Genomic DNA, 26424 nt, shown 5'->3' with positions numbered 1-26424 from the left:
GCAAAGAGCTAAGATTATTTTTTCTTTACATAAACCAAATTATTATCATTTATCAAACACTCCCAACCTGTAGCATCAGAAAGATAAACAAGGGATTTTTTAAGCTTTTGCTTAAATGTCTTTTCAGCAACGACTTCGCTACCACATAAGTGCATCAATGTTTCTACTTTGTACTCAAATGGCTGATCATGGGTACTATAAAAAGCATGTAACCACTTCGCCAAGGGTTTATTTTTCAACAGTGCCCGCTGTTCCGCTAAAATTCCTGTCCACATGTCAACCGAGAAAAACACGGCGATTTTTGGATTAATGACAATCAAATGCTCCCCTGTTGCTTCATCTCGATACCATTCATGAAGTATGTGCCCCACATAGAAAAAACGCCCGTCCCCTAATTCCAGTACGCAAGCCGACAATCGGAATAAACTGGATTTCAACCATTCATGTTGCGTATTACCGGTATTACGCCCAATTGATTTGAGAAAAGCGTACGAGGAAAAACGGATTTGTTCCCCCAATTCGTACCCCCTACAACGATGGATACACTCTGCCCACACATCAAGATCAGCTTGATCGAGTTGCTCTCCAGTAAACTTAACCGTAAGCCCCCTAACCGTAGCCTTGAGAATATTCTTTTCATAACGCCTCTTTCCCTTTGCAACTATACCAAACAACGAGCCACGCAAAATAGCATTAGGCAGTGTACGTACATTATTAGCACAAGCAGGGAGGAGGTAAGAAATTGCTGTTTTACTCTCAGCAATTTCACCTTTTGGTATATTTTTCTTTTTTTCTTTTGCTACAGACGCCTCAATCAATGCTTTGTGAGCCTCAAGAGCACTCAAGCCATCAGCTTTTTTTGCCTCTAACGTTTTCAGAACAGATACCGTCTTGCCCATCATGATGCAAGTGCTATTTTTGTATCGAATGGGATGCCTGATTTCAGCACACCATACGCCAGTTGGAGTAATTTGCGCATTGCCGCACAGACGCCCATTTTACCCCCTTTATGGCGTGATACGAGTCGTTGCCACTGTGCTTTCACTATCGGATTACAAGAAAGGGCAGCCAGAGCGGGCATATACAACGCTTTCCTGAGCTCGGTATGACCCCGTTTTGATAGGCGGCTCCGTCCTTTAAATAAACCTGATTCACAAAGTTTTGGGTTAAGCCCGGCATAGGCCACCACTGCCTTACTGTTAGTGAATTTTGACACATTACCCACATACGCCAGCAAACTGGCACTTAGTATTTCACCGATACCAGGAATACTCTCCAGCAACGCTTTATTTTTCTTTAAGTCAGGATCGTTATCGATATGGTTTTTTATTTTTTCTTTGGTGGCCTGGATTTGTTGTTTAAGTGCAGAAATGATTTCAAGCAGTGAGGATTGAACGACATCGTCAGCCACTGATTGCCGATTTTCTTGCATTTGCCTCATTTCCTCTAAACTCTTTAGATGGCGTACTAGCGCGGTTAATTGACGTTCGCTCAAGGGAGGAGGAGTCCAGAGGACAGGTGTATGCAGTGCGCAGTAGCGCACTATCATTTTTGCATCCCCCTGATCCGTCTTGTTCCGACTCAGTTCACTCTCACCAAAGGCATGAATACGTGATGGGTTTTCTAGGCTGACGTCAATGCCATTATCAACTAAGAACATAGCCAGTGGAACACTGTAACTCCCTGTGGCTTCGAGACAAATATGACAATCCCCGTAAGGGATAAGCCATTTCAGTAGTTGGCTAAATCCAGAGGGGGTATTCGGGAATGCTTTTGTTTTATACTTTTTTCTCTCTACCCACACTGCAACATCGAATTTTAATTTGGCAACATCAATACCCACTGCGGTCTTGTCCATGGCTGATTCTCCCATGAAAAACAGATAATTAAATGATCGCCCCGACCTTCCTTATAAATACGTGCTCTTAGCACAAGATACCGTTCGGTCTTACAGGCGACGATAAATATGTCACCGGGGTTTTATCTGACTGCACAAGCTTTAAGCCTAAGGGCGCAAACAAACTCTCCGGTGACATCCCAATGATCAGTTGGGGATCATCAACCTTTGAAAGTTAATAATCAAGATATAAGGCTTCATGAGATCTCTAATATTTTTAGCCATTACTCTTTGCTTCCATTAAAAAAAATTAATAGGTTCGGCAAATAAACACCCAAAAGCATAGGATAAAAATAAATAGGACGCGAAATAAATGGAGTAGAGCACTGGCAAAATAGGGGTGATCCGGTAAGATCGAGAGTATCCATAGCAGCCTCTTGTATAGGTTGTAGTGGTCAGCAGGTGAGGAGAGGGCTGAACTCTTTTTGCCTGCGTTAAACTCATTATTTAGTTGAATAAAATTCCTTCCTCCCGAATATAGCACTCTGAAAAAAAAAAACATCCATAATTTCGTCTCGTCAACATGACTTGATATCTATCTTTTTTGATCACCTGGCATAGCGGATACTAAAGCACGGCATAGCGGATACCAAAGCACGGCATAGCGGATACCAAAGCACGGCATAGCGGATACCAAAGCACGGCACAGCGGATACCAAAGCACGGCATAGCGGATACCGAAGCACGGCATAGCGGATACCAAAGCACGGCATAGCGGATACCGAAGCACGGCATAGCGGATACCGAAGCACGGCATAGCGGATACCGAAGCACGGCATAGCGGATACCAAAGCACGGCATAGCGGATACCAAAGCACGATAAAATTTATAATTAACATTATGATTAATAAAGTAAAAAACTTCAGTCCTATTTTTCACTAATCTTTTAATAATCAAAAGAATATAATCTTTTCTAATCCGCGCGCGCGTGAAAAAAAACAAAACCCGCTTAGCGTGCAGAAAAAGCATGGCGTTAAGACATTATCCTAGATCCTAGTTATTTGACGTATAGAAAATTCAGAATTTTACTAGCGATAAACATTAAGTGGGTATATTTCGTCTCACGTACCAAAAAATCCCGTATAACAGGTTTTACGGCAGGAGACATACGCTCACCTTACTAACAAGTGATCACACACTTAACAGCCCTCTATTCGCCTCTCAGGGGCATAAACAAGTTTCATTCACATAGCGGGTTATGCAAGAAGTCTATTAAGGACCTAAATGAGTATTTTGAGCGAATTTTTAATGAAGTATCAGCAAGCACAACAGATTTCAAACAGGCTCTTACTGTCTTGTTAAAGACCCATTATTGATTTAAACAACAAAAATTGTCAGCCATATAAATAAAATAATGCAAAAAAAATATAAAAATTATATGATGCTGCCTAATAAAAAATAGGGATATAAGACATGTTAACTATTAAAATAGCAAACAAATTTGTTAAAAATTTTCATAATAAAATCAATAATATATTTTCATTCGCTATGTTGATGGTCATGACGAGTTATAGTTTTCATGCTCATGCTAACGTGGAAAATATTAGCGTAGAAAAAAATACTCGATATGAAGTCGTTTTCGATGCGGGGAGCAGCAAAACACGTGCTTATCTCTACCAAATAGACAAAAACACCATAAAAATAACTCCACTCTTTGATGTAGAGAAAAAACTTCCTTTAGAAAAAGTGAATAATATAAAAACAGAAATTATTAATCCTATGCTAAGAGAGATAGCGACTTTTTTATTACAAGAACATAAAATTAAACCAGATGAAGTGGTTGTCAATATATTAGGCACGGCAGGTATGCGTAAGGTCACAGGATCACACCAAAAAGAGATTTATACACGTGCAAAAGAAGCAGTAAGTGATAATAATTTTAATAGATAGGAATTTTAATAATTTGGTTTTATTGTCAAAAACAGAATTGGATCAAAAAATAAACGATATTATTTTCAAACTTTAGGGTTATTCTCCTTAACGTAGAGAGTCCCGGGTGATAATAGGGTCATTTTCGTTTAAAAAACCAGCATTTTCGAACGCGAGGCGCCCCTTCCCTGCAGAGGCTAAATCCCCTTCATTTTTGCCAGAGATTCATGGTGAAGCATTAACTGATGCCACGGCAAGCCTGATGTGATACCGCTTAGCACCAAACGAGAGCCACACAGGATGCACTCATGAGGGTCAATACGACTTAGGCGTTTTAACATTGCCGCATAAGTGATGTTGACGGTTTTTTCTTTTTCCTGCCCCAACAAAGCATCTATAATCGGCAGCAGTGTAGTCCGACGGCGGGGCGCTAAAAAACCATAATAGCGGACCATCCTAAAATGTTTATCCGGAATGTGGCTAATAAAACGCTGAATAAACTCGTCCATACTGAGGTTAAGTTTTTCTTGCTCTCGGGTTTTATGACTGAGGTAGCGATAGGTCACTTCCTGGCCGTTATAATGTTCCAGCCGGGATAACGACACCGGAGGCTTTTTTAAATAACGGCCTAAATAATTGAGCGTTTGCTGGGCATTGTCTGTCGGCTTTGCCAGGTCGATATTCCAATGCCGTTGGTAATGGAAATCCAGAAACTGCTCCCGTTGACCCGGCCTCGTGAGGGTTTGTGATAACTCCGGTGGTAATTGCAAGGTATCCCACTGTTGACGAAGTAGTGTGATAATCTGATAACGCCACTGTTTCATCAACGTTTTTCCGCTAAACGTGATTTTTTTCCATTTTTCGGCATTGTCATCGAGTCCGCCACAGGTCACCGAAAGATGCACATGAGGATGCCAATTCAGCGCTCGCCCATGCGTATGCAACGCCGTGAATAGGCCAGGCAATAGGTTTTTTGGCTGGCAAAAATCTAAAATAACCTTGGCAGCGAGACGACTGAGATGCGTTAACAGCGCACGATTTAGCTCAAACAACGGCCAGAACTCACGGGGAAAAGTGAACGTAATGTGTTGCCATTTTGTGATGGGAAGCACCGTGCGCTGTTTGGCCACCCACCGCTCTGTGGCTTTCTTACCACAGGAAGGGCATGAACGGCTGTGGCAGGTAAAGCAAATCCGTTTGGTGTGCGTACAGCCTGCCTTTTGACAGCGCCAGCTGGCAAACCCCAGCGCCGATGTTCCGCAGGAAAACAGTTTAATCAGATTATCGACCACCACCGGCCGTATTTTATCCGCATGAGCACAATAGTAATTCCACCACGCATGACCGACCTGAAAAGGATGACGCAGTTTACGGTTCATCTTTCAGCTCAAGCATCACGGGTGTTCTAGATCAAACGACCGACACTCCGGGCAAAAATAGACCGCATTCATTGCAGACTCTGCGGGAAAGCGAGCCCAGAATATTTCCCAAAACGTCTCTGTAATGAAAAGATTATCTCCGCCAGTAAAGGCCTGATGCGTTTTCTGATAAGGCATGGCTAAGGCTTTAGCAACCTCTTTCAAGGTCTGCTTCACCATTTTGGTATGCGCTGTTTGATGTGAGTGACAGATATTTTTAGGCATAACACCTTAGCTGAACGAGTAACGGGACCGGCTAATAGATAACACCGTTTCTTCAAAAAAATCAAGAGATAACAGACTACTTCACGTCGCCGACCTTAGGAGGCAGCCTTGATGAGATGGAAGCCCAGCTCAGGCGGTATGGCTGTAGCCGTATAAATTGATTCAAAACAAAGGGTCAGAAAAGAGAGTGTCGATATCGCATTGTCGTTTCCTACGAAGGGCTTTAGCCTGAGCCCATTTGTGCTCAATTGGGTTGAGGTCAGGAGAATACGTCGGGAGATATTCCAGAATAAAACCGGATTTTTGTCTAGCAGACTGTATATCCTGGCGTTTGTGAAAGCTCACATTATCCATCACGATGACAGCCCCTTGAGGGATTTTTGGCAGTCAGTCTTGGGTTACCCACGCATAACAAATATCGCTATTGATATTATATTCAAAGGCACAAACGGTGGTTAATTTTCCGTTAAGCTGAGCGCCGATGACATTGGTACGCGCTTTAGCGTGCCAATCATGTTGACCGTAACACCGCTTACCTTTAGCTCAATAGCCGTAGAGGCGGGGCATCTCATGAGCAAAACCGCTTTTATCCACGTAAATAATGGGGGTCTCGCTGGCTTCATAGGCCTGGATCTTGATCTGAAAATCTTCTCGGGATTGGACGTTGGCTTTTGGATGATAAAATGTTTTTTTTATAGCTATACCCAAGTGAAATCAAGATGCAGGATTTAGCGCCTGGCAATTATCGTTTAAGCGAGATACCAGAGAACTTGCCATTTGTGGTAGCTTCACTTCAAAGAAGTTTAAGATATCGTTCTTAAAACTCTGTTTAGATGGGTAATATCTATTGTTTCGTGTTTGCTCATTCATCACCTTCCACAATCGCTCTATCGGGTTTAGATTCGGGCTATACGGCGGAAGGTAATGAAGCTGGATATTCAACGTAAGCGCGGCGTCTTGCACAAGCTGTGAACGGTGATAGCCTGCACCCTCGAGGATCACATGTGCCGTTGTCGTGATGGGATAATGCGCGCGAATGGCAGACAGGAAGTGAACCACATTTTCGCTGTTAATCGTCTCATCATCACGGATTATGGGGTTAGCCACATTCTGGATGTTCAAGGCTCCCATGATATTCAACCGCGTTCTGCTCCCGGTGGTCTCTATCGTTTTATCCTGGCCTTTTCGTATCCAGCCGTAGCTTATTTTGGTGGCTTGTGTCGGATGAACGGCATCAATAAACAGTATGGGGTCATTACCCGCGGCGTCTTTCAATTCGCTGTAGGTCTTTATAAATTGCTGCTGTTTCTCAACGGCAAATTTATGCGGAACACCTTTCGGCTTTTTATAGCTAAAGCCATGCTGCTTCAACCCTTTATACAGACCTGATACGGTAAAGGTGATGTTCCAGCGTCCAGCGATATACGCCACAATTTGGTGATTGTGGTGGTAGAGCGGCTGGGTGAGATGTTCAACCAGCGACGTGGTCTGTTCCGCATTGAGATAGCCATCGGAGCCGCCATTTTCAGGCTTGAGCTTGTTGAGTTTATGATAGTCTGTAAGGTGGCGCCGCACCGTGGTTTCATTAATGAGCTGTGAGTGAGCAATCATAGGGGGAGTCCAGCCGTCTGCGGACAACAAAACACACCGGATCCTGTCACAGACACGGCGGTCATGGCTTTGACGATGTTGGGCTTCGAGGGTAATTTTCTGGTCAGCAGTCAGCTCTATTTTCATGGCTATGAGCATGATCCTTATCGACTTCAAAATCAAGCATCTTCATTGATCACGGGTATATAGCGCTTTTCTGAGTTCTGTACACCCGACTTTTGAGAGGCGGCTACGCCCTTTAAATGCACCTGATTCGCACAGTTTCGGATTAAGCCCTGCGTAGGCGACCACTTGCTTGCTGCTAGTAAATTTTGATACATCACCGACAAACGCCAATAAAGTGGCACTCAATATTTCGCCTATACCAGGAATACTCTCCAAGAGATGCTTATTCTTTTTCAGCCCGGGGGAGTTATTAATATGCTCTTTAATTTTCTGTTTTATCTCGACAATTTGTTTTTCTAATGCACAGATACTGTCTGTCAAAAAAGGCTGGACTATTTCATCTGCCCCCTCTTTTCGGTTACATTCCATCTGTTTCATTTCGACTAAATGATTAAGACGACGTATCAGTGCCATAAGCTGACGTTCATTTAACGGGGCGGGAAACCAGCGTGCTGGCGAATAAAGCGCGCAATAACGCGCAATCATCTTCGCATCCCCTTGGTCCGTTTTGTTACGACTCAGCTCACTTTGAGCAAAGGCATGAATGCGGGCGGGGGTTTCCACACTGACCTCAATCCCGTTATCCACCAAAAAAGTGGCCAGTGGCACACTGTAATGGCTGGTTGCTTCCAGGCAAATGTGGCAGTCACCGTAAGGAAGTAGCCACTTCAGCAAGTCGCTAAAACCGGATGGGGTATTGTTAAACACTTTTGTTTTATATTTTTTTCTTTCAATCCAGACAGCCACATCGAACTTTAATTTTGCTATATCAATACCGACGGGGGTTTTGTCCATCAGATACACTCCAGACATGACAGTAAAAATCAGAGAATTCGCCAAGATCATCCTTATAAATACGTGCTCGAAGCACAAGATACCGTTCGGTCTTGAAGGCGATGATGAATATGTCACCGGGGTTTTATCTGTCTTACAAGCTTTAAAGCTTAAGGCTTCATTCAAACTCACCGCTGACATCCCAATGATCAGTTAGGGATCATTAGACCTCTTCGGAAACTATAGCAGGCGCCATGTAACGTGATCACTTTTGTTAATAAATATTAATTAATATCAATATGTTATTTCTAATTTTCATAATCAACTGATACGGCGCCTGCTATAGCATTCATGTAGGAATGTTGGTAAAAATCTCCTGAACAAGGAGCCCCCATGAAATATGAACAAATAAAGGTATTGGAAGAGGAAAAATTTCGGCGCTTAACCGGAGTTAAACGCAGTACATTTGAAAAGATGATAAAGATATTGAATGAAGCAGATAAATATAAGCAAGGGAAAGGAGGTCGGAAACCCAAGCTGGGTTTAGAAGATCGCTTATTAATGGCCCTTGAGTATATACCCGTGATCAATGAAGATGCTTGATTTTGAAGTCGATAAGGATCATGCTCATAGCCATGAAAATAGAGCTGACTGCTGACCAGAAAATTACCCTCGAAGCCCAACATCGTCAAAGCCATGACCGCCGTGTCCGTGACAGGATCCGGTGTGTTTTGTTGTCCGCAGACGGCTGGACTCCCCCTATGATTGCTCACTCACAGCTCATTAATGAAACCACGGTGCGGCGCCACCTTACAGACTATCATAAACTCAACAAGCTCAAGCCTGAAAATGGCGGCTCCGATGGCTATCTCAATGCGGAACAGACCACGTCGCTGGTTGAACATCTCACCCAGCCGCTCTACCACCACAATCACCAAATTGTGGCCTATATCGCTGGACGCTGGAACATCACCTTTACCGTATCAGGTCTGTATAAAGGGTTGAAGCAGCATGGCTTTAGCTATAAAAAGCCGAAAGGTGTTCCGCATAAATTTGCCGTTGAGAAACAGCAGCAATTTATAAAGACCTACAGCGAATTGAAAGACGCCGCGGGTAATGACCCCATACTGTTTATTGATGCCGTTCATCCGACACAAGCCACCAAAATAAGCTACGGCTGGATACGAAAAGGCCAGGATAAAACGATAGAGACCACCGGGAGCAGAACGCGGTTGAATATCATGGGAGCCTTGAACATCCAGAATGTGGCTAACCCCATAATCCGTGATGATGAGACGATTAACAGCGAAAATGTGGTTCACTTCCTGTCTGCCATTCGCGCGCATTATCCCATCACGACAACGGCACATGTGATCCTCGAGGGTGCAGGCTATCACCGTTCACAGCTTGTGCAAGACGCCGCGCTTACGTTGAATATCCAGCTTCATTACCTTCCGCCGTATAGCCCGAATCTAAACCCGATAGAGCGATTGTGGAAGGTGATGAATGAGCAAACACGAAACAATAGATATTACCCATCTAAACAGAGTTTTAAGAACGATATCTTAAACTTCTTTGAGGTGAAGCTACCACAAATGGCAAGTTCTCTGGTATCTCGCTTAAACGATAATTGCCAGGCGCTAAATCCTGCATCTTGATTTCACTTGGGTATCTACGGGAATATCGCACTTATTTTCATGTTAGCCGAAGCGATGGGGTGAGTGAGAGCACCTGCTATGAAACGATTAAATGGATAGAAAATACGCTAATAAAGCATCCTGATTTTGCACTCTCTGGACGCAAAGCTTTATTAAAAAGTGATAGGGAGTATGAGCTCGTTCTTATTGATGCCACAGAAACGCCGATTGAACATCCAAAAAAAACAAAAGCAATTTTACTCAGGAAAAAAGAAACGACCCACCTTAAAAACCCAAGTGATCGTCGATAAAAAAAGCAAAGCAGTCATCTGTACAAGCTTTACTCATGGGAGGCGTCATGATTTTAGGTTGTTCAAAGAGTCTGGCGTGCGAATACATCCTGAAATCAAAACAGTGACAGATACAGGTTACCAAGGGCTTGGCAAGATCCATTCAAACTCGGCGTTGCCTAAGAAAAAGACAAAGAAAAATCCCTTAACAAAAGAAGATAAACGCAACAATCGTGAGTTATCAAGCCAGCGTGTATTAAACGAAAATGTCCTTGGTATGATTAAACGATTTAAAATCGTATCAGATCGTTATCGAAACAGGCGAAAACGTTTTGGATTACGATTTAATCTGATTGCAGCAATTTATAACATGGAAATTAGATAAATCAGAGTTTCCGAAGAGGTCTAATGAAGAGACGATTAACGAACTGCAGGCTGGTATTGAGCTGTTGCTCGCAGTTTTTCCATACCCTTCGGCATTTTTCGAGCCAAGCAAATTTCCTATCCGTCACATCCGCTGTCGTTACACTGATGGTATTCAGAACAACAGCGCCGGGTTTCTAATTTTAAAAAATCACAGAATAGTTTAAACGAAAAGTTCTGCCACGGCCCTGGTAGTTATAGAGATCTGGTGAGCCATAGGCTGGACTGTAAAGGATTGGTGCACGCTGTCCCCAGACGGTTGCGTACTCCTTGTTCAGCACGTTTTCCACGCCAAAGCTGACTTTGCCCACCGGCAGGGCATAGCTGCCAAGGAAGTCGATGGTATTATAGCCATTGATTTTGCGATCCTGACCGTCGGACATGTCAAAGGTATTCTCCGATTGTACACGTAGCTCCCAGTTGTCAGTCGTCCAACCGACGTAAGCTGTAGCTTTCGATGGGCTGGCGGTATCGATGGTTAATTTCCGCCATTTGCCATCGGTTTGGGTCTCCGATTTAATCAGGTTAAAGGTGGTGCCAATGTTCCAGTCGCTGTCTTCGAAGAAATAATCTACAGCGCCTTCTATTCCGTAAATCCGGCGGTTAGACGACTGTACATTGATGCTCATATCGGTCTTGTTAATTGAAATGGTCTGATCTGACAACGAATAATATGCTGCAACCTGGGTGCGCAGGGTATCCCCGGTATAACGCCAACCCAGCTCGTAGGAGTCGATCTTTATACCTTTTAGCTTGGAGTTGTTGACGTTCAAGCTGTTTTGCAGCCGGTAATGGCCGTTGACCAGCCTATAGGTGCCGGAACCGTAATATTTTGCCAGGTCCGGGATCTCAAAGCCTTGTGAGAAGTTAAACCAGGTTTGCTGCTGTTCAGTCAGGTGCGCCAGCAAACCGGCGTTGAACAGGAGGTTATTGTAATCAGTCTTGCCGCCTGGCACTGTGTCGGCAGAAGCGGCCGTTCCGTTGGCAATCGCCTGCTGCTGTGCATAACCAACGAAATCATCTACCTTGTTTTCGGTATACTGATAACGTATACCCCCACTTAAGGTGAAGATTGGATTGATGTCGTAACTGCTCTGCAGGAACGGTGCAAGGTTGAGGGTCGTGTAGCTTGGGTAGCGGCCAACATTGTAGATTTTTTTTAGCGTCATACCACCAGACTGCTGTGCCTTCGTTAGGTTGAAGAACTGTTGGTTAGCGTTAAAGCTTTCGTGATCGGCGTCGATACCATAAGCCAGCGCCAGGTTGTCGCTTGGCTTACTGTTTAGCGTCATTTTTCCGCCGTAGAAATCGGTTTTTTGTTCTGAAGCACTAATACTGCTCACCGTACCTTTGCTCAGTTTAGGGAAAGGGTAAAAGGTTAGATTTTCGTCTCGATAATAGATCTGAGTTACCAGATCTTGGCCACAGAAATCGGTATTAGAGTATTGCAGGTTAATCAGATGACGTTTGGTACCCGGGATACGGTCGGCATTCAGGCCTCCGCTGTTGGACGCCCGATTCGTGCTGGTGACCGCAGAGAAATTCTTACCCAGGTACGTGCCGTGTTTACCATCCGATTCACTGTTAAAATACTGTGTGGTCAACTGCATTTGTTGGTGGTCATCAATGTTGATGGTACCGGTACCCATCACGTCGATGCGATCGGAATACTGCAACCCGGTCTGAGTGTTATCGATCAGCACCTCTTGGCCTTTACCGTCGTACCAGCCACCATAGCGCTGGTAGGAAACAGACAAGCGGCCTGCAGCATAGTCATTGCCACCGCTGACAGCAGCAGACACATTTTCGTCGTGGTCATTGTGGTTTTTTAAGCCGGTTTTGCTACCAATCTGTAGTTCGACCTGCTTCTCTTCCTTGCCTTTTTTGGTAACGATGTTGATCAGGCCGCCGGTGCTGCCGCCACCATACAAAGCGGTAGCACCGGAAATAACTTCAATATGATCAATATTGAACGGATCGATCGAATCCAGCTGGCGACTGTCGCTACGTGATGAGTTTATCCGTACGCCGTCGATCATCACCATCATCGAACGACCACGTACGTTCATACCGTAGTTGGTGCGCCCCTGACTACTGACGTCTATACCTGGAATTAACTGAGACAGGATATCTTTTATCTCCTTACCACCTTGCATCTGTTGCTCGATTTCATGGTCTTCGATTACCCAGATAGCTTGAGCCATTTCTGCGACCGGACGTTGTATACGGCTGGCGGAGACAACGATTTGTTCCTCATTCTTTTTTTCTTCTGCCCAGGCTGCAAGGGGGAGTATCGCTAGCAAGCCCATGTTTAATCCCCAGAGGTGTTTGCGTTTCATCTTTATTTATATTGTTCTCATGGTTGGTATGCCAAAACTCGATGTATATTGAGCATCGTGTGTTCAGTGCAGGTAGGGGCGTCTTGCTGCTGACTACGCCATTGGATCACTGTCGGGGTAGACGTTAAATCAAACTGATCACGTCCTAATGCCCGGTTGAGAATGCGAGCCGAACGCCAGGCCATCATGCTGAGCTGTGGTTCCGCGATGCCGTGGCTGTGCATGCCGACATTGACGGCAAACAGGCAATTGTCACGCGGTCCGTTCCACCCCAGCGTGAAGTCAGGCGCTACATGGTAATTACCGTCTGAAGTAATAAACAAGCGATAAGCTAACGGCTCGAGGAATGCCGGGCGATCCTGCTGATAGCCTGTGGCGAAGATCACTATGTCTGTATCGAAAGTTTCTTTGCCATGATCGAGATGGTGATGGGTCACTAGCTGATAGCCATTACCCTGGGTGTGGAGTGCGGCAAGCGTACGGCTTGGTAGTAAGCGCGCCCAAGGCTTTTCGCCCAGTACTTCGAACCGGTGGTATATTGCGCGGTAAATGGTCAGCAACGATTCACTGGTTATACCGTCGGAAGTCATCTTTTGTTCCGTCAGCATACGTTGCTTGGCGCCATCGTTTAAGGTATTGAACCCTTCTACGTATTCAGGTGTGAAGTATTCGTTGGCGAATGCTGCCTCGTCCAGTGTGTTGTAATTGTTGCGGCGAGAGATCCAATTCAGCTGCTGCGGTTGTCCCCATTCGGCACGGAAGATGTTCAGAAACAGATCAGCACCGCTTTGGCCACCGCCAACGATGGTGACGCGCTTACCAGTCAGGTTTGGGTTACGCTGAGCCATCTCGCTGGCGTGGAAGCAACGTTCGTTCTGCTCGACCACGCATTCCGGTAGTTTGATTTGTTTGCCAATACCCAAACAGATATGGCGAGCACGGTAGACGCTGCTATGGCTTGTAACGACAAACTGGCGTTGCTGGTCGTCAAAATCCACGCTTTGGATGTTTTGGCTAAATTCCAGTGAACTCAAGTCGTTGGCGGCCCAATTAAGGTAATCGGCGAATTCTTCGCGTGAAACAGTGCGTTGCTCAGTCGTCAGGAAGCGATAGAATTTTTTCCGTTTAACCAGATAATTAAGAAAGCTATACGGATTCGTAGGCGATACTGCGCTGACCAAATCCTTCAGAAAACTGGTCTGCATGCGACAATCCGGTACCATCATGCCCGGGTGCCAAGAAAAATTTGGCTTACGCTCGAAAAACTTGTTGTTAAAGCGGGGAACCTCGCTACTTAGAGCAGCAATGCTGAGGTTGAAGGGGCCGATACCGATGCCGATGAAATCGAGGGGGTGATTCATTGGTCAAACTCCTTAGTAACCAGATAAAGAGGGTTATCAAGATTTTTCAGATAATTCGGCAACATACGGCTACCGCCGTCATGTTCTGAATAGATGAGTTTCACTGGGTTGAGCACCACACGAATGATTTGTGGTGTAAACAGATCGAAAAGGGCAAAGCGTTCGACTAACTGTAGGTGCTGAGCCATGTAGCATTTTAGCACCTGCGCCAGCACTTGGTAGAAACGTGATTCATCCACATCGAAAGCAGCCATCAGTGGCGAAATAAAACGCAGTACGGTGACAAAATGCCCAGTTTGCAAGTCATGAATCAAATAATCGGCGGACAGTCGCACGGTAACCTCTTTCACCACCCTCGGCAGTGAAATCGCCTGTGGAAACTCCTGATCCACTAGGCGCATGTCACCCTGGAAATCTTTCAGTAACACACGCTGCGGAACGTGATCTTTCATCACTAGCGTGATGTTCTGCCCATGGGCGATCAGCGCTACACCGTAGCAGCACATTAGGTGGTACATCGGGATGACCACGGCCTGGAACATTTTCTCCAGCCAAGTTTCAGCACTCAGGCCGGAATGTGTGATATAGGCGCCAATCAACGGTTCACCACCATTGTCAGTTTCCATCAGTGTAGCCATAAGGATTGCTTGCTCACCATCTCGCAGATAACAGGAAGGGTTTTCGCGCCAAATGACCCCAAGCATCTCCTGGTAGCGGTATGGAGCCTGCTTCAGAGAGGCATACGTCTGGTGTGCCATATAGCCCGCTGCCAGCTCGCCGAGGATCTGCGCACCACTGGCCTGCAGCGTGAGGTCTTCGGCGAAGAGCTGCTGTAACCAGCGTGATGCTGCGGGTCCGGCGCTGATATATTTACCCGGGATGCCGCGATAACATGAGGTATTGTAAATGGTCAGTGTCAGCTTGATATCGAACGGTGTGTGGCGACTGACGTTGGTCAAGGTGCGTAGTGACTGTTGTGCAAGATAGTAGTCACCAAACTCTCCCAGCTCCACCAATTCACCGGATGCCAATTGTGGCAAAAAATGTAGGGCAATTTTTTGTTGCCACTGCCATGGGTGCAGCGGCACAGGTACCCAGTCGTTGCTTAGTTTCAGCTCGTCCCAGCGAAGGTTAAAACGTTGGCGTTCGCCCTGCTCCATTGCACTATTGAGCAGATTGTCCAACGGGCAACCTTCGTCAGCACACCAGACAAAGTTGCCACGTTTTGCTGCCACCCAGTACAAACGGAACTGACTCTGGTATTCGGGTGCATATTGCTGCAACGCTGTGAGCCCCCAACCACGGCGGCCTTTATTGAAGATAAACTTTGGGTGTCCGATCAGCAAGCATTGCAACATATCGGCATCGAGAGCGATCAGATCCTGCGCACTCATGCCATTGCGCGCGGCCAGGAGTTGCATGTCACCACGCAGCGTGGCGTAGAGGTCTTCCAGATGTTCAGCGATCTGTGCATCGTCCATATCCAGCACTTGTGCTAACTGGCGAAGTGTCTGATCGGCTGATAATGGCGGGTTGTCACATGTCAGTGAAGTCGGATCGATATGCAGCCAGCCCCAGATGCCACGTCGAGCGCTGAAAGTGTAGGTAGCGTCGCCCAACATAATACGCCATTTTCTACCCTGTGTTTCAGCTCTGAATACATGTTCGTACTCCAATTCGGCCAGAATTTTAGCGATCATCTGGCGGTTGACACATTGCCAGTCAGCGTAGTCATTTTTTATCATACGGATGCCTCTTGGAAGAAATTCCAACGCTGATTCATGACAAGACGTGAGCGTTTATGCGGGAAATCAAATTCCTTGATGGTCTGGTAACCTGCAGTTGGCAGATGACGGAAAAGTTGCTGGTTATCGACGTGCGGCTCAGCCACCACGCGGTGAGTGCGTGGCTCGTCAAGGTACAGATAATGGGTCAGGCCACGCAGCCAGCTGCGGATGTAGCGTGCACCCCGCCAGTTTTCTTCACCGACCAGCATATGAAGACCACGATCAAACGGCTGCCAGCGGTAGTGGCGGCCGATACGGTCTTCTGGCGCCCAGTACACTTCGAAATACCCGAACGGCTGATCGTCGAAGCAACCCAACAGTGGGTAGCAATAGCTGGAATCCAGCTGGCGTTGCAGATAAACAGCCTGCATGTCCAGTGGACCACTCATTTTCCAAAAAGCATCGACACGTGCCAAGTTCATCCAACGAGTAAACTGTTCAACATCTTGTGCTACTTCCGGTAGACGGAAGCTCAAAGTGTGTTGAGTTTGCGGATCGAAACGGCGGTAAACTTCACCCACCGGGCGCGCCGGACGTTTCGGGGACCAGAGTTCGCATTCAGCATTGTACTGCATTTTGCTGGAAGCGCTGTTACGCTTTGTCATTAACCAAAGTGGCAACTGGTAAAAAACTTCACGTGCCAAATAGTCACTGCTTGCCAGGGTAAATAACGCCTTAGCCTGCGGTTCTTCGTGCCATTCGGCGTGCGGTAGGACAATGCCGGTGAGCTGTGGCGCAGCAACTAACAGTTGGTCTAGCGCCTGCACTAACCAGCCTTGGGTTAGGGGACCAGGGTAATGGAGTATTGCGCTTCCATCCAGCCCCAAGCTGAGCGACAGTTTTTTTCCTTGGGTTTCACAGCGTAACCCCCCAACGGTATATATCAGTTTGGCCTGCTGCATGATTGTCTCCCTCCTTGACTCTCGTGCAATGGATTGACGAAATCGAAGTAAATCACTGCAGGATCTAAGATGGTGTTTTCATTGTGATCGTGCAGATAGCAAAAAAAGTTACCTTTGCAATTCCAATATGTACTATCCAGAACGTAGTCCAAGCACAGAGTGTTTTCCGTTATGGTGCGCAGGCGGCTGAGTAAATCGCGTACCTTTGCCATCAGGTTCTCTTCGCTGTCGAAACCGGCAGCCGCCATCGCAGCGGTAACTGCCAAAGTGGAGCTCACTAAAAGGTAATAGGGGAAGTAACGTAGCAGTTGTTGCTCACTGAAAAGGTTTTCCGCATCGGCCTCACCGATCTCTTCCAGCCATGGCATAGCGTTTCGGGTAAAACCGCTGCCTTGGCAATCGCGATACAGCATGCCAATCGGCAGATCCTGCTGCATCTCCACCAGGATATTTTGCTGATGAGCCAGCAGCACTAGGCCGTAATTGGCCTCGATGCTGAATAGTGGCAATAGTACGTGGTTGCAGTAGGCATCTAGCCAACAATGGGCTGCACACTGCTCAGGTAGCTTGAGACGCTCGGCCAAACGTCGTACTGTGGCAGCCAGCAAACTGTCACCACCGTCCAGTGCAGCCTGAGTCAATGTCACTAGCACATTGGTTTGGCTTTCCGGCAGACTGAACAAAAGGTTGTCGCGGAATGTCATCAAGCTATCTTCTTGGATCACGCCATTGACTGAATGCAGGCCGACCCAGCCATCTTCCTGCATTATCCGCATAGTGGGATAACATGCCTGAAGTTCCTGCCAGCGTGGTGTTTGCGCAAGCCGTGCCAAGCGCATGCCGCGTTTCACTTCTTTCACCGACAAGGTACGTATTGAGTTGGTCAGGCGCACATTGAGAGAAAACTTAATCATGTCGTGACTGGAAGCGTTATACAACGAACGTGATGAACTGGTTGGCAGCCAGCGTTCACCCGCTTCACCCAGATCCCGCATCCGTTGTTGCGCAATTAATTGCCGACACCATGCTTGTGCCAGCAGATGGTCGGCTTGCCACGGGTGCATCGGTACCAGCCAGACATTATCAGTAAAATGTTTTAGTAGCTGCGGTGCACTTTCAGTAACGAAGCGTTGCAGGCGTTGTTGCAGCGTGAGCACCAGGCTATCACCGCACACATAACGTTTATCCACAGCAAACCAGCGCAGTGGAAATTGAGCGGCAAAATCGGGTAGGTAGCGGCGTGCCTGTTGTTTATCAAAGGGTTCACGGGATTTTGGCGCAGGGTGGAAAGCGTGCCCGACCAGCAATCCCTGCTCCGCCTGGGCAAAGTTTAGCGGCTTATCGCGTAGCATAGGCCATTCGAGGCGAATATTAATGGCATTGTGGGTATTGTCATGACTTTCCAGCACTCGCTGGCGGAAGCGAGCTATAACCTCATCCGTCAATTCACCTCGTACCGCCGGTTTTTCTAACAATAGCGTCACCAGTTGCTCCACACTCAGTGCAACACCCTTACCATCACCCTGCTCATGCAGGCGTGCAGGGAAGATGTATTGATGATGCTGGGTTGGAGAGATATGTTGTAAGGCGATACGGATTGTTTGGGAATGGGAAAGAGGAATATGCACTTGAGTATGTTGCTGGATATCTGTCGTCGGGACAATTTGCCAATCCCGAGTTTCACGCATAAATGCGTTGAGGAAACATTGTATAGCCACATCGGTTGTTGTGGTTTCAAACTGGATAGTCATGATACCTAGTCACTTTAAATAATAATAATAGTAATATTAATAGTAATTATTATCAATTGGATTATAATTATTTTTGTTCGTGCCTACTTGTAAGGTACTTATTTTCTTAATAATTATTTTGATTTTTTTATAAGCGTATCTCCTAAATCGAAACACGTCACTGTCAGAAATGCGTCTGCTGGTAATTGGCCGCTGGCGTTTTGTGCCGGGTTGCTGGGCATTGGGCAAAACGGTTTACTGGTGGCATTGCCGATGCTGGTCAGTATGACACAGTTTCCCCTTTCTGTCTGGGCTGGGCTGTTAACACTCGGCTCAATGTTGTTTTTGATTAGCTCTCCTTATTGGGGCAGTCAGTCAGAAATTCGCGGATGTAAATTTGTGGTGGTAATGGCGCTGGTCGGTTATTTGCTGAGTTTTGCTTTACTGGCACTGTCAGTATGGGGGCTGTCGGCAGGTTGGTTGAGGGAAATGACCGGCTTGGGCGGCCTAATTATCGCACGGATTCTTTATGGGCTGACGGTGTCAGGCATGGTGCCCGCTAGTCAGATCTGGGCGCTGCAGAGAGCAGGTTATGAACAACGCATGACGGCTCTGGCAACCATCAGCTCTGGCTTGAGTTGTGGTCGTTTGCTTGGCCCACTGTGTGCCGCACTTGCGTTAGCTCTTCATCCAATGGCACCTCTGTGGTTGATGGCCGTTGCCCCCTTGATTGCGCTGTGGGTGATCTGCTGCCAGCAGAATGATCTGCCGTTGCCTCCAGTACCACACCAACAAAACCGTCTAACATGGGAGGTCCTACCTTACCTTATGTGTGCGCTGCTGCTGGCGGCAACGGTCAGCCTAATGCAACTGGGTCTAGCGCCACATCTGATGCTGCTGTTTCGTGATTCTGCCACTACCGTCAGTCATCATGTGGCGCTGCTACTCAGCGTGGCGGCCAGTTGTACCTTGCTGGCCCAGTTCCTAGTGGTGCGCCCACAGTGCTTTAGCCCGGCACAGTTATTGCTGATTGCCACAGTGCTCATGATTGCTGGCCTGGCGCTGATGTGTACCTCACCACTGGTGATTTTTTATGCAGGGTGTGCACTGACGTCGTTTGGCGCGGCAATGGCAACACCGGGTTACCAGCTCATGCTGAACGATAAATTATCCACCGGCAAAGGAGCTGGGATGATCGCAACCAGCCATACACTGGGATACGGCATGAGCGCATTGATGGTGCCGATGGTGATAACACTCTATGGCGAGTCGCAATTGGTCGCGGCAGCACTGGTAATGGCCGTCCTGTTAGGCGGCTTTAGCGGTTGGCTATGGTGTCGGCAACAAATAACGATCAATACTTTTAAAGAGTAATTTACATGTCCGCAAGCTATCGTATTTTTAATGTTACCCTGAAGCATAAGGAGCATATTTCTCCCTCGTTGCTACGCTGTATTTTCACTGGGCCAGAGGTGGATCGTATGAAGCTGGAAGCGCCTGACCAGCGCATTAAGCTACTGTTCCGGAACGAGGATGGACAGCTGCGACAGTTGGAAAACAGTGACGACTGGTACCGTAACTACATGGTGATCCCGAAAAAACAGCGTCCGGTGATGCGCACTTATACGTTGCGGGCCTTACGCAGCGAGCAGCGTGAGGTGGACGTGGAGTTCGTATTACACGGTGTAAAGGGCCCTGCTTCGGCCTGGGTAACTCATGCTAACCCAGGTGATCCTATCCAAATGGTAGCTCCGAATGCTGATTTTAAAGGAAAAAGTGGGGGTTATGAGTGGATGCCGTCCGCACAGGTGAAAAAAATTCTGTTAATTGCTGACGAAACGGCAGTGCCGGCTGTAATGGGAATCCTGGAGCAATTGTCGTTACAGGTAAACCCGCCGCCCGTGCAGGCTTTCTTCGAAGTGCCAATGGCGAAAGACTGCATTAACGTTGCACAATTTTCGTTCGCCGAGGTTTACTGGTTACCTCGTGATATTAGCCAGCAACAGCGACATGGGACCTTACTAGTAGAGGCTGTGCGTCAGCACGTAGACATCTCTGATGCTGCGTGTACAGATACTCCGGCGCTAGCGGAAAGGAGTCAGAATGGTGATCTACTGTGGGAACGTGCGGAAAGCACGACAGATTTTTACGCTTGGGTGGCGGCGGAATGTTCGACTGTTAAGATGCTACGCCATTACCTTCTTTCTGAGTGTAAACTGGATCGATTAACAATAAATTTCATGGCGTACTGGTGTAAATTTTAAGGTTATTTCTGAATTTGACAATTCCCCTCTTAAAGAGAGGGGAGATCCCGACTCCTCTTCCTCCCAGGCTTCAAGGTCGAGGTTTCTGGGAAACCCTATGATGAGTAAAACCGTGATGTCTATCCCAATAGTATTCTCTTTGCAACAGATCAGTTTTACGATTTCCGATCGCACTTTGCTACAGAATGTTTCCCTAACCTTTCCTCAAGGTAGTGTATGTGGCCTGCTTGGTCACAACGGATCGGGTAAATCCACACTGCTGAAAATGCTTGGACGCCATCTCTCTCCCAGCGGAGGAGAAATTCTGTTAGGCAATAAGCCGCTAACGCAGTGGAACTGTAAAACCTTTGCCCGTGAAGTGGCCTATTTACCGCAGCAACTGCCGGGTGCAGAAGGTATGAACGTACGCGAATTGGTAGCATTGGGGCGTTATCCGTGGCACGGTGCGCTAGGACGTTTTCGGTGTGAAGACCATCAATATGTAGAAGAAGCCATCGCAATGGTCGGCCTCAAACCTTTGGCAGGACGCCTAGTCGATAGCCTATCCGGTGGCGAGCGCCAACGCGCGTGGCTGGCAATGACGGTTGCCCAAAATAGCCGCTGCCTACTGTTGGATGAGCCAATTTCGGCGCTGGATATTATGCATCAGGTTGAGGTGCTGTCATTGATTCAACGTCTGAGTCGTCAACAGAGGATCACTGTGATTATCGTACTGCATGATATCAACATGGCGGCGCGCTACTGTGATCAGCTGATAGCTTTACGTAGTGGACAGCTAATCGCACAGGGCGCGCCAGAGGAACTAATGACCGCTGAAGTATTAGAAAAAATCTATGGTATTCCGATGGGGACGAGCCTGTCCTGAAAATTGTGTAATTGCCTATATTTAAACAATTTGTGAATAGGATATAGACAATGGTAAGAAAGAATAAATTACCGGATACCCCGCAACAATCTCAGCTACGTCAGGTAGCTCAGGCGCTGGTAAAAGACATTAAAACTGAATCTGATCTAAACAAGATACTCAATGAATTCGTTAAGATGACAGTAGAAGCGGCATTAGGTGCTGAAATGGAACATCACCTAGGTTATGCCAAAAATGCGGCTGAAGGACGTGGCAGCGGTAATAGTCGTAATGGCTATTCTGCAAAAAATATTACCTCTCAGTACGGTGAATTAGCGATAGAAACGCCCCGTGACCGTAACGGCGAGTTTTCCCCGATAATGGTTGAAAAAGGGCAAACTCGGCTGACCCATTTTGACGATCACATTTTAGCGTTTTACGCTCAAGGCATGACCACACGGGAAATTACCGAAACCTTTAAAAAAATCTATGATGCTGAGGTATCGCCAACCTTGATATCTAAAGTCACTGATGCGGTAATTGACCGAGTAACCACCTGGCGTAGTCGCCCACTGGACAATCTGTATCCGATTGTTTATCTGGATTGTATTGTCGTTAAAGTTCACCAGGATAAGCGGGTTATCAATAAATCTGTCTATATCGCGCTAGGCATCAATATGGAAGGACATAAGGAATGCCTTGGCTTGTGGATAGCGGAGACGGAAGGAGCAAAGACCTGGTTATCGATTCTGACCGAGTTAAAGAATCGGGGCTTAAATGATATATTAATTGCTTGTATGGATGGTTTAACCGGGTTTCCTGAGGCTGTCAACACGGTCTATCCTGAGACAAAAATCCAGCTTTGCATTGTCCATTTAGTCCGTAATTCGGTCAAATACGTCAGTTGGAAAGATCGACAAGCACTCTGTGCCGACCTAAAACTCATTTACCGTTCCGCTACAGAAGAAAATGCTTTGCAAGAGCTTGATAGTTTTGAAGGACGCTGGGGTGAAAAATACCCAACACTGGTACAAATTTGGCGCAGAAATTGGGATAACCTATCCACATTTTTTACTTATCCCGACGAAATTCGCAAGGTGATTTATACAACAAATGCGATAGAATCACTCAATAGTGTGATACGTAAAGCCATAAAAAAACGCAAAATATTTGCACATGATGGGTCTGCATTAAAAGTGATTTATCTGGCAATAGAATCTGCATCAGAAAAGTGGACAATGCCGATACCAAACTGGCGTCAGGCTCTCAATCACTTTATGATCGAATACCCTGAACGGTTATCAGTGTATTTATGAGGAATCGGCAGTTACACAGAATCTTGTACAGGCTCATGGGGACGTTACCTCATCCGAACGGTGGTGCGCCAGTGAGCTTTATTTATTAATGAAAAATTATCCCGATCTTATGCGGCGGCGTTTATTAACAGTGCTGGCATTATTTCCTTTGTCGCTACCGCAATTCTCTCTAGCAGCGGGTGCGGCCTGTTCCTCTGATACTCATTTTGATGTTAATCGCATAGTGGCATTGGAATGGCTACCGATCGAATTACTACTTACTCTCGGGATTATCCCTTTTGGTGTGACTGAAATCGCTAACTACCATCGTTGGGTACAGCAACCAAAACTACCTGTATCAGTCCTGGATGTTGGTAGCCGAACGGAACCCAATATGGAACTTATCCAGTATATCAATCCATCGTTGATCCTCCATACGACAGGCTTTGGACCGCCGGTAACAAAAATGAAAAGTATCGCGCCAATCATGGGCTTCACCTTCAACGATGGGTCAGGCAAACCACTAAAACTGGCAAAGCAATCACTGTACAGACTGGCTACTCACCTGGGTGTAGAAGATCGTGCTATGGTACATTTGGAGCAATACAAGCAACGTATCAATCAAAGTAAACAGAGGATTCAAGTATGGCGTGATACACCGCTATTGTTGTTTACCTTACTGGACAGTAACCATGTCTTGGTATTTGGTCGGGGCAGTTTGTTTCAGGAAGTGATGAATGATCTCGACCTAGAAAATGCTTGGATCGGACATACCAATTTTTGGGGTAGTGCTACTATCGGTATTGAACAATTGGCTATAGTACCTAAAGCACAGGCAATTTTTTTTAGTCATGGAAATGACACATTGTTTACTCAGGTACAAAAAACAGCGTTATGGCAAGCGTTACCTTTTGTCCGTCAAGGCAAAGTTTTCATTCAACCAGGTGTCTGGTTTTATGGCGCTACTCTTTCAGCGATGCGTTTTTGCGACCTGTTGGAATCTGCGGCGGGCGTGCAAGCATGAGCGTAAATATCAAAATATGGCTACTTCCCATACTACTGGCGTTACCCGCACTGGCATTAACGCTATATAACATGCAATATCAACTGCCATTTTCCCTGTGGTGGCAGGCAATGACAGCACCAGATATCAACAATATCAGTCAGATAGTGATGCACTACAGTATCTTGCCACGGAGCGTGGTTTCTCTTCTGGTTGGGGCAGGGCTCGGCCTGGCTGGACTCTTGTTTCAGCAGGTTCTGAAAAATCCGCTTGCAGAACCGGCAACGCTTGGTGTTTCTGCTGGTGCCAAATTGGGTATTACAGCGGCGATATTACTGGCAGTTCCCTCAGACAGCTGGATGATGTCAATCGCCGCCCTGAGTGGCGCGATACTGGTTGCGCTGATGGTGATAGGATTGTCTTGGGGAAAACAAATATCTCCTGTCACACTGATCCTCGCAGGTCTGGTAATGGGACTGTACTGCGGTGCGCTCAACTCGCTGATAGCATTATTCAACCATGAAAAGTTGCAAAGTATGTTCGTCTGGGCCAGTGGTGCACTGAACCAGCATGATTGGCACAATGTGACTGGACTGATCTTCCTATTGCTGGTGGCCCTGATCCTATCGGCATTGTTGATCCGTCCTCTGACGCTGCTCGGTATAGACGACGGCATAGCTAAAAATTTGGGGTTAAGACTTAAGTGTGCCCGTTTGGCAGCACTGGCACTGGCGGTACTTATCAGTTCGGAGATAGTCAATGCTGTCGGTGTGATCGGTTTTATCGGTTTGTTTTCACCCTTACTGGCACGTATCTGTGGTGCTCGCCGTTTGACACAACGCATAGTACTAGCTCCATTGATCGGGGCACTACTGCTTTGGCTGACTGATCAAGTCGTTCAGTCGTTGGCTCATGTTTGGCACGACATTCCAACAGGTTCCGCTACCGCTTTGGTCGGAGCGCCAGTACTGTTATTATTTCTACCCAAGCTGCTTACCAATGCTAATTTACCCACCGTACGTCAGGGCTATTACGTGGCGAAAGGGCACAACCATGTATTCTCCTGGATAACAATTGGCATAGCGATATTGGTTTTAACCTTCGTGGTAGCGTTGCTGTTTGGACGTGGCAGTAACGGCTGGTTTTGGGCACAGGGTAAACAAATTCAGGAACTGTTGCCCTGGCGTTTACCGAGAGTTATTGCCGCATTGGCGGCAGGTATGATGCTGGGAGTCGCAGGTAGCCTGATCCAAAAACTTACCATCAACCCGATGGCAAGTCCCGAAGTGTTGGGGATTAGTTCTGGTGCTGCACTTGGTGTACTGGTACTCATGATGTTGGTTTCAGAGAATACTATTGTCTGGTTTTTACCTGCAGGAAGTATTGGTGCGGCATTGACGTTGTTGTTGGTCATGGTCGTTGCGGGACGACGTAACGGTTTTTCTGCACAACGTATGTTACTGGCAGGGATTGCGGTGAGCACTGTATTTACTACGCTGGTGGTGATGATATTGGCCAGCGGTGATCCACGAACGGGGATACTACTGGCTTGGCTAGCGGGTTCGACTTACAACGTAAGTGCGGCACAGGCGTGGCGCACCCTAATCTTGGCAGTGATCCTGATTGCAACAACACCGTTATGCCGTCGTTGGCTGGTACTATTACCGTTGGGTACGGTTACGGCAAAAGCCGTTGGTATGGCGCTGGCACAGTCACGTATTATTATTCTGCTGATTGCTTCGTCTCTGACCGCTGCCGCTACACTAATGACGGGTCCACTAAGTTTTGTTGGCCTGATGGCTCCACATATGGCACGGTTGTTAGGCTTTAAACGTGCGATGCCACAACTGACGATAGCCGCTTTAATCGGTGGTGTTCTAATGATGTTTGCCGACTGGAGTGGTCGTATGGTGATGTTCCCATACCAAATCCCTGCAGGGTTGCTTGCAACTTTGATTGGAGTACCATACTTTATCTTACTGCTACGCAAGCAAGACAAATGAGGAATCAGTATTACCGCGCTAACTAGATGATTTAGAAGCTATTCTGATAGGTAATGGTTATTGTATCAAGGATTTTGTTGCACAACTTGATACCAGAAATGTTGAAATTAAAGCGCTTTTATTCACTTAATCCGGCATACAATTGTTACGACGAATGTAGTGGTCTAATGTCACGCCCGACCAAAGCAAATCGTAAACCCCGGGCACTCTGTGCTAACTCGCCCAATCAGCTGTACAGTTGGGACATCAGCTATTTACCCAGCTGTATTAAAGAACAGTATTTATTTTTACCTCTAAGTTTTCCTTGATATTTTTAGCCGTAAGATTGTGGGTTGGCAGGTTTATGCCGAAGAAAGTGCGGATAATGCCAGTGATATGATGAAAGCGATTTCGCAAAAGATATGCCGCGAAACCACAGGTATTCTACGCGGGGTCAGCGCTGTTTTGGCGTTCAACCGCTAGCTCAGTGCGAAATTCGTGTTAGATTCTTCTGCAGACACCTTCTGATACCTTGTTTTTACAGGAAAGTGTTTGCCTTTTTTAGTGTCCAAATTTATTGGATCAGAATATTGGCATACCAAAGAAAC

At 46.6% G+C, this 26424-nt stretch carries 22 protein-coding genes and 3 pseudogenes; 10 read left to right on the top strand and 15 right to left on the bottom strand.

The features are described from left to right. Positions 1-14: 14 nt before the first annotated feature. The 3 genes from trfA to AAHH42_RS04485 form a co-directional block, all read right to left on the bottom strand. A complete protein-coding gene (gene trfA / locus AAHH42_RS04495) occupies positions 15-902 on the bottom strand; it encodes a plasmid replication initiator TrfA (RefSeq protein WP_342221755.1) in 888 nt (295 codons plus the stop codon). Beyond that, positions 899-1873, bottom strand: coding sequence for an IS110 family transposase (locus tag AAHH42_RS04490; protein WP_342221038.1), 975 nt, complete (start codon positions 1871-1873; stop codon positions 899-901). The genes trfA and AAHH42_RS04490 overlap by 4 nt, the downstream gene beginning before the upstream one ends. Positions 1874-2445: 572 nt before the next feature. Continuing rightward, the gene (locus tag AAHH42_RS04485) at positions 2446-2736 is read right to left on the bottom strand and encodes a hypothetical protein (RefSeq protein WP_342221754.1); all 291 of its coding nucleotides are present in this window, start codon (positions 2734-2736) and stop codon (positions 2446-2448) included. Between the two features lie 574 nt (positions 2737-3310). On the opposite strand from AAHH42_RS04485, the gene AAHH42_RS04480 reads away from it, so the two are divergent. Continuing rightward, positions 3311-3787, top strand: coding sequence for a hypothetical protein (locus AAHH42_RS04480; RefSeq protein WP_342221753.1), 477 nt, complete (start codon positions 3311-3313; stop codon positions 3785-3787). Between the two features lie 176 nt (positions 3788-3963). Here AAHH42_RS04480 and AAHH42_RS04475 read toward each other — a convergent pair whose 3' ends face one another. From AAHH42_RS04475 to AAHH42_RS04450, 6 genes are all read right to left on the bottom strand, one after another. Beyond that, positions 3964-5145 (bottom strand): IS91 family transposase, encoded by a 1182-nt coding sequence (locus tag AAHH42_RS04475; protein ID WP_342221137.1) that lies wholly within the window; start codon positions 5143-5145, stop codon positions 3964-3966. A 15-nt stretch (positions 5146-5160) separates the two neighbouring features. Then, complete coding sequence (locus AAHH42_RS04470; RefSeq protein ID WP_342220947.1) at positions 5161-5409, bottom strand: hypothetical protein; 249 nt, start codon at positions 5407-5409, stop codon at positions 5161-5163. A gap of 162 nt (positions 5410-5571) precedes the next feature. Continuing rightward, the gene (locus tag AAHH42_RS04465) at positions 5572-5763 is read right to left on the bottom strand and encodes a transposase (protein ID WP_240313882.1); all 192 of its coding nucleotides are present in this window, start codon (positions 5761-5763) and stop codon (positions 5572-5574) included. Positions 5764-5952: 189 nt separating this feature from the next. Next, positions 5953-6117 carry a hypothetical protein gene (locus AAHH42_RS04460; RefSeq protein WP_342221752.1) on the bottom strand — a complete coding sequence of 55 codons (165 nt, stop codon included), beginning with the start codon at positions 6115-6117 and terminating at the stop codon, positions 5953-5955. A 6-nt stretch (positions 6118-6123) separates the two neighbouring features. Further along, positions 6124-7146 (bottom strand): IS630 family transposase, encoded by a 1023-nt coding sequence (locus AAHH42_RS04455; RefSeq protein WP_342221999.1) that lies wholly within the window; start codon positions 7144-7146, stop codon positions 6124-6126. A 42-nt stretch (positions 7147-7188) separates the two neighbouring features. Continuing rightward, positions 7189-8025: an IS110 family transposase gene (locus AAHH42_RS04450; protein WP_342221751.1), complete on the bottom strand. Its 837-nt coding sequence runs from the start codon at positions 8023-8025 to the stop codon at positions 7189-7191. Positions 8026-8352: 327 nt separating this feature from the next. On the opposite strand from AAHH42_RS04450, the pseudogene AAHH42_RS04445 reads away from it, so the two are divergent. From AAHH42_RS04445 to AAHH42_RS04435, 3 genes and pseudogenes are all read left to right on the top strand, one after another. After that, positions 8353-8538 (top strand): annotated as a pseudogene (locus AAHH42_RS04445) (IS5/IS1182 family transposase); the annotation flags it as partial. 56 nt (positions 8539-8594) lie between these two features. Next, complete coding sequence (locus tag AAHH42_RS04440; protein ID WP_342222012.1) at positions 8595-9617, top strand: IS630 family transposase; 1023 nt, start codon at positions 8595-8597, stop codon at positions 9615-9617. Then, a pseudogene (locus AAHH42_RS04435) lies at positions 9611-10271 on the top strand (IS5 family transposase); the annotation flags it as partial. The gene AAHH42_RS04440 and the pseudogene AAHH42_RS04435, both read left to right, overlap by 7 nt. A 1-nt stretch (position 10272) precedes the next feature. Here the strand turns inward: AAHH42_RS04435 and AAHH42_RS04430 are convergent. The 6 genes and pseudogenes from AAHH42_RS04430 to AAHH42_RS04405 form a co-directional block, all read right to left on the bottom strand. After that, positions 10273-10398: pseudogene (locus tag AAHH42_RS04430) on the bottom strand (IS5/IS1182 family transposase); the annotation flags it as partial. A gap of 54 nt (positions 10399-10452) precedes the next feature. After that, positions 10453-12648, bottom strand: coding sequence for a TonB-dependent siderophore receptor (locus tag AAHH42_RS04425; RefSeq protein WP_342221749.1), 2196 nt, complete (start codon positions 12646-12648; stop codon positions 10453-10455). 17 nt (positions 12649-12665) lie between these two features. After that, positions 12666-14009, bottom strand: a complete 1344-nt coding sequence (locus tag AAHH42_RS04420; protein WP_342221748.1) for a lysine N(6)-hydroxylase/L-ornithine N(5)-oxygenase family protein — start codon at positions 14007-14009, stop codon at positions 12666-12668. After that, the gene (gene iucC, locus AAHH42_RS04415; protein ID WP_342221747.1) at positions 14006-15754 is read right to left on the bottom strand and encodes an aerobactin synthase IucC; all 1749 of its coding nucleotides are present in this window, start codon (positions 15752-15754) and stop codon (positions 14006-14008) included. Before iucC ends, AAHH42_RS04420 begins: the two co-directional genes overlap by 4 nt. Continuing rightward, on the bottom strand, positions 15751-16698 hold the full coding sequence (locus AAHH42_RS04410; RefSeq protein WP_425286313.1) for a GNAT family N-acetyltransferase: 948 nt from the start codon (positions 16696-16698) through the stop codon (positions 15751-15753). The genes iucC and AAHH42_RS04410 overlap by 4 nt, the downstream gene beginning before the upstream one ends. Further along, a complete protein-coding gene (locus AAHH42_RS04405) occupies positions 16680-18449 on the bottom strand; it encodes an IucA/IucC family protein (protein ID WP_342221746.1) in 1770 nt (589 codons plus the stop codon). Before AAHH42_RS04405 ends, AAHH42_RS04410 begins: the two co-directional genes overlap by 19 nt. Before the next feature lie 240 nt (positions 18450-18689). Between AAHH42_RS04405 and AAHH42_RS04400 the strand changes: the two genes are divergently transcribed. From AAHH42_RS04400 to fhuB, 6 genes are all read left to right on the top strand, one after another. After that, positions 18690-19802, top strand: a complete 1113-nt coding sequence (locus AAHH42_RS04400) for an MFS transporter (RefSeq protein WP_342222010.1) — start codon at positions 18690-18692, stop codon at positions 19800-19802. A gap of 5 nt (positions 19803-19807) precedes the next feature. Next, on the top strand, positions 19808-20692 hold the full coding sequence (locus AAHH42_RS04395; RefSeq protein WP_342221745.1) for a siderophore-interacting protein: 885 nt from the start codon (positions 19808-19810) through the stop codon (positions 20690-20692). 115 nt (positions 20693-20807) lie between these two features. After that, positions 20808-21557: a Fe3+-hydroxamate ABC transporter ATP-binding protein FhuC gene (gene fhuC / locus AAHH42_RS04390; protein ID WP_425286323.1), complete on the top strand. Its 750-nt coding sequence runs from the start codon at positions 20808-20810 to the stop codon at positions 21555-21557. 50 nt (positions 21558-21607) lie between these two features. Beyond that, positions 21608-22852 carry an IS256 family transposase gene (locus tag AAHH42_RS04385; RefSeq protein WP_342221106.1) on the top strand — a complete coding sequence of 415 codons (1245 nt, stop codon included), beginning with the start codon at positions 21608-21610 and terminating at the stop codon, positions 22850-22852. Between the two features lie 88 nt (positions 22853-22940). Then, positions 22941-23855, top strand: coding sequence for a Fe(3+)-hydroxamate ABC transporter substrate-binding protein FhuD (gene fhuD / locus AAHH42_RS04380; RefSeq protein WP_072550921.1), 915 nt, complete (start codon positions 22941-22943; stop codon positions 23853-23855). Further along, a complete protein-coding gene (fhuB, locus tag AAHH42_RS04375) occupies positions 23852-25837 on the top strand; it encodes a Fe(3+)-hydroxamate ABC transporter permease FhuB (RefSeq protein ID WP_072550920.1) in 1986 nt (661 codons plus the stop codon). The genes fhuD and fhuB overlap by 4 nt, the downstream gene beginning before the upstream one ends. Positions 25838-26424: the final 587 nt, after the last annotated feature.

The sequence above is a fragment of the Candidatus Fukatsuia endosymbiont of Tuberolachnus salignus genome, assembly GCF_964030845.1.
Lineage (GTDB): Bacteria > Pseudomonadota > Gammaproteobacteria > Enterobacterales > Enterobacteriaceae > Fukatsuia > Fukatsuia symbiotica.
This window is presented reverse-complemented; position numbering and strand designations above follow the sequence as displayed.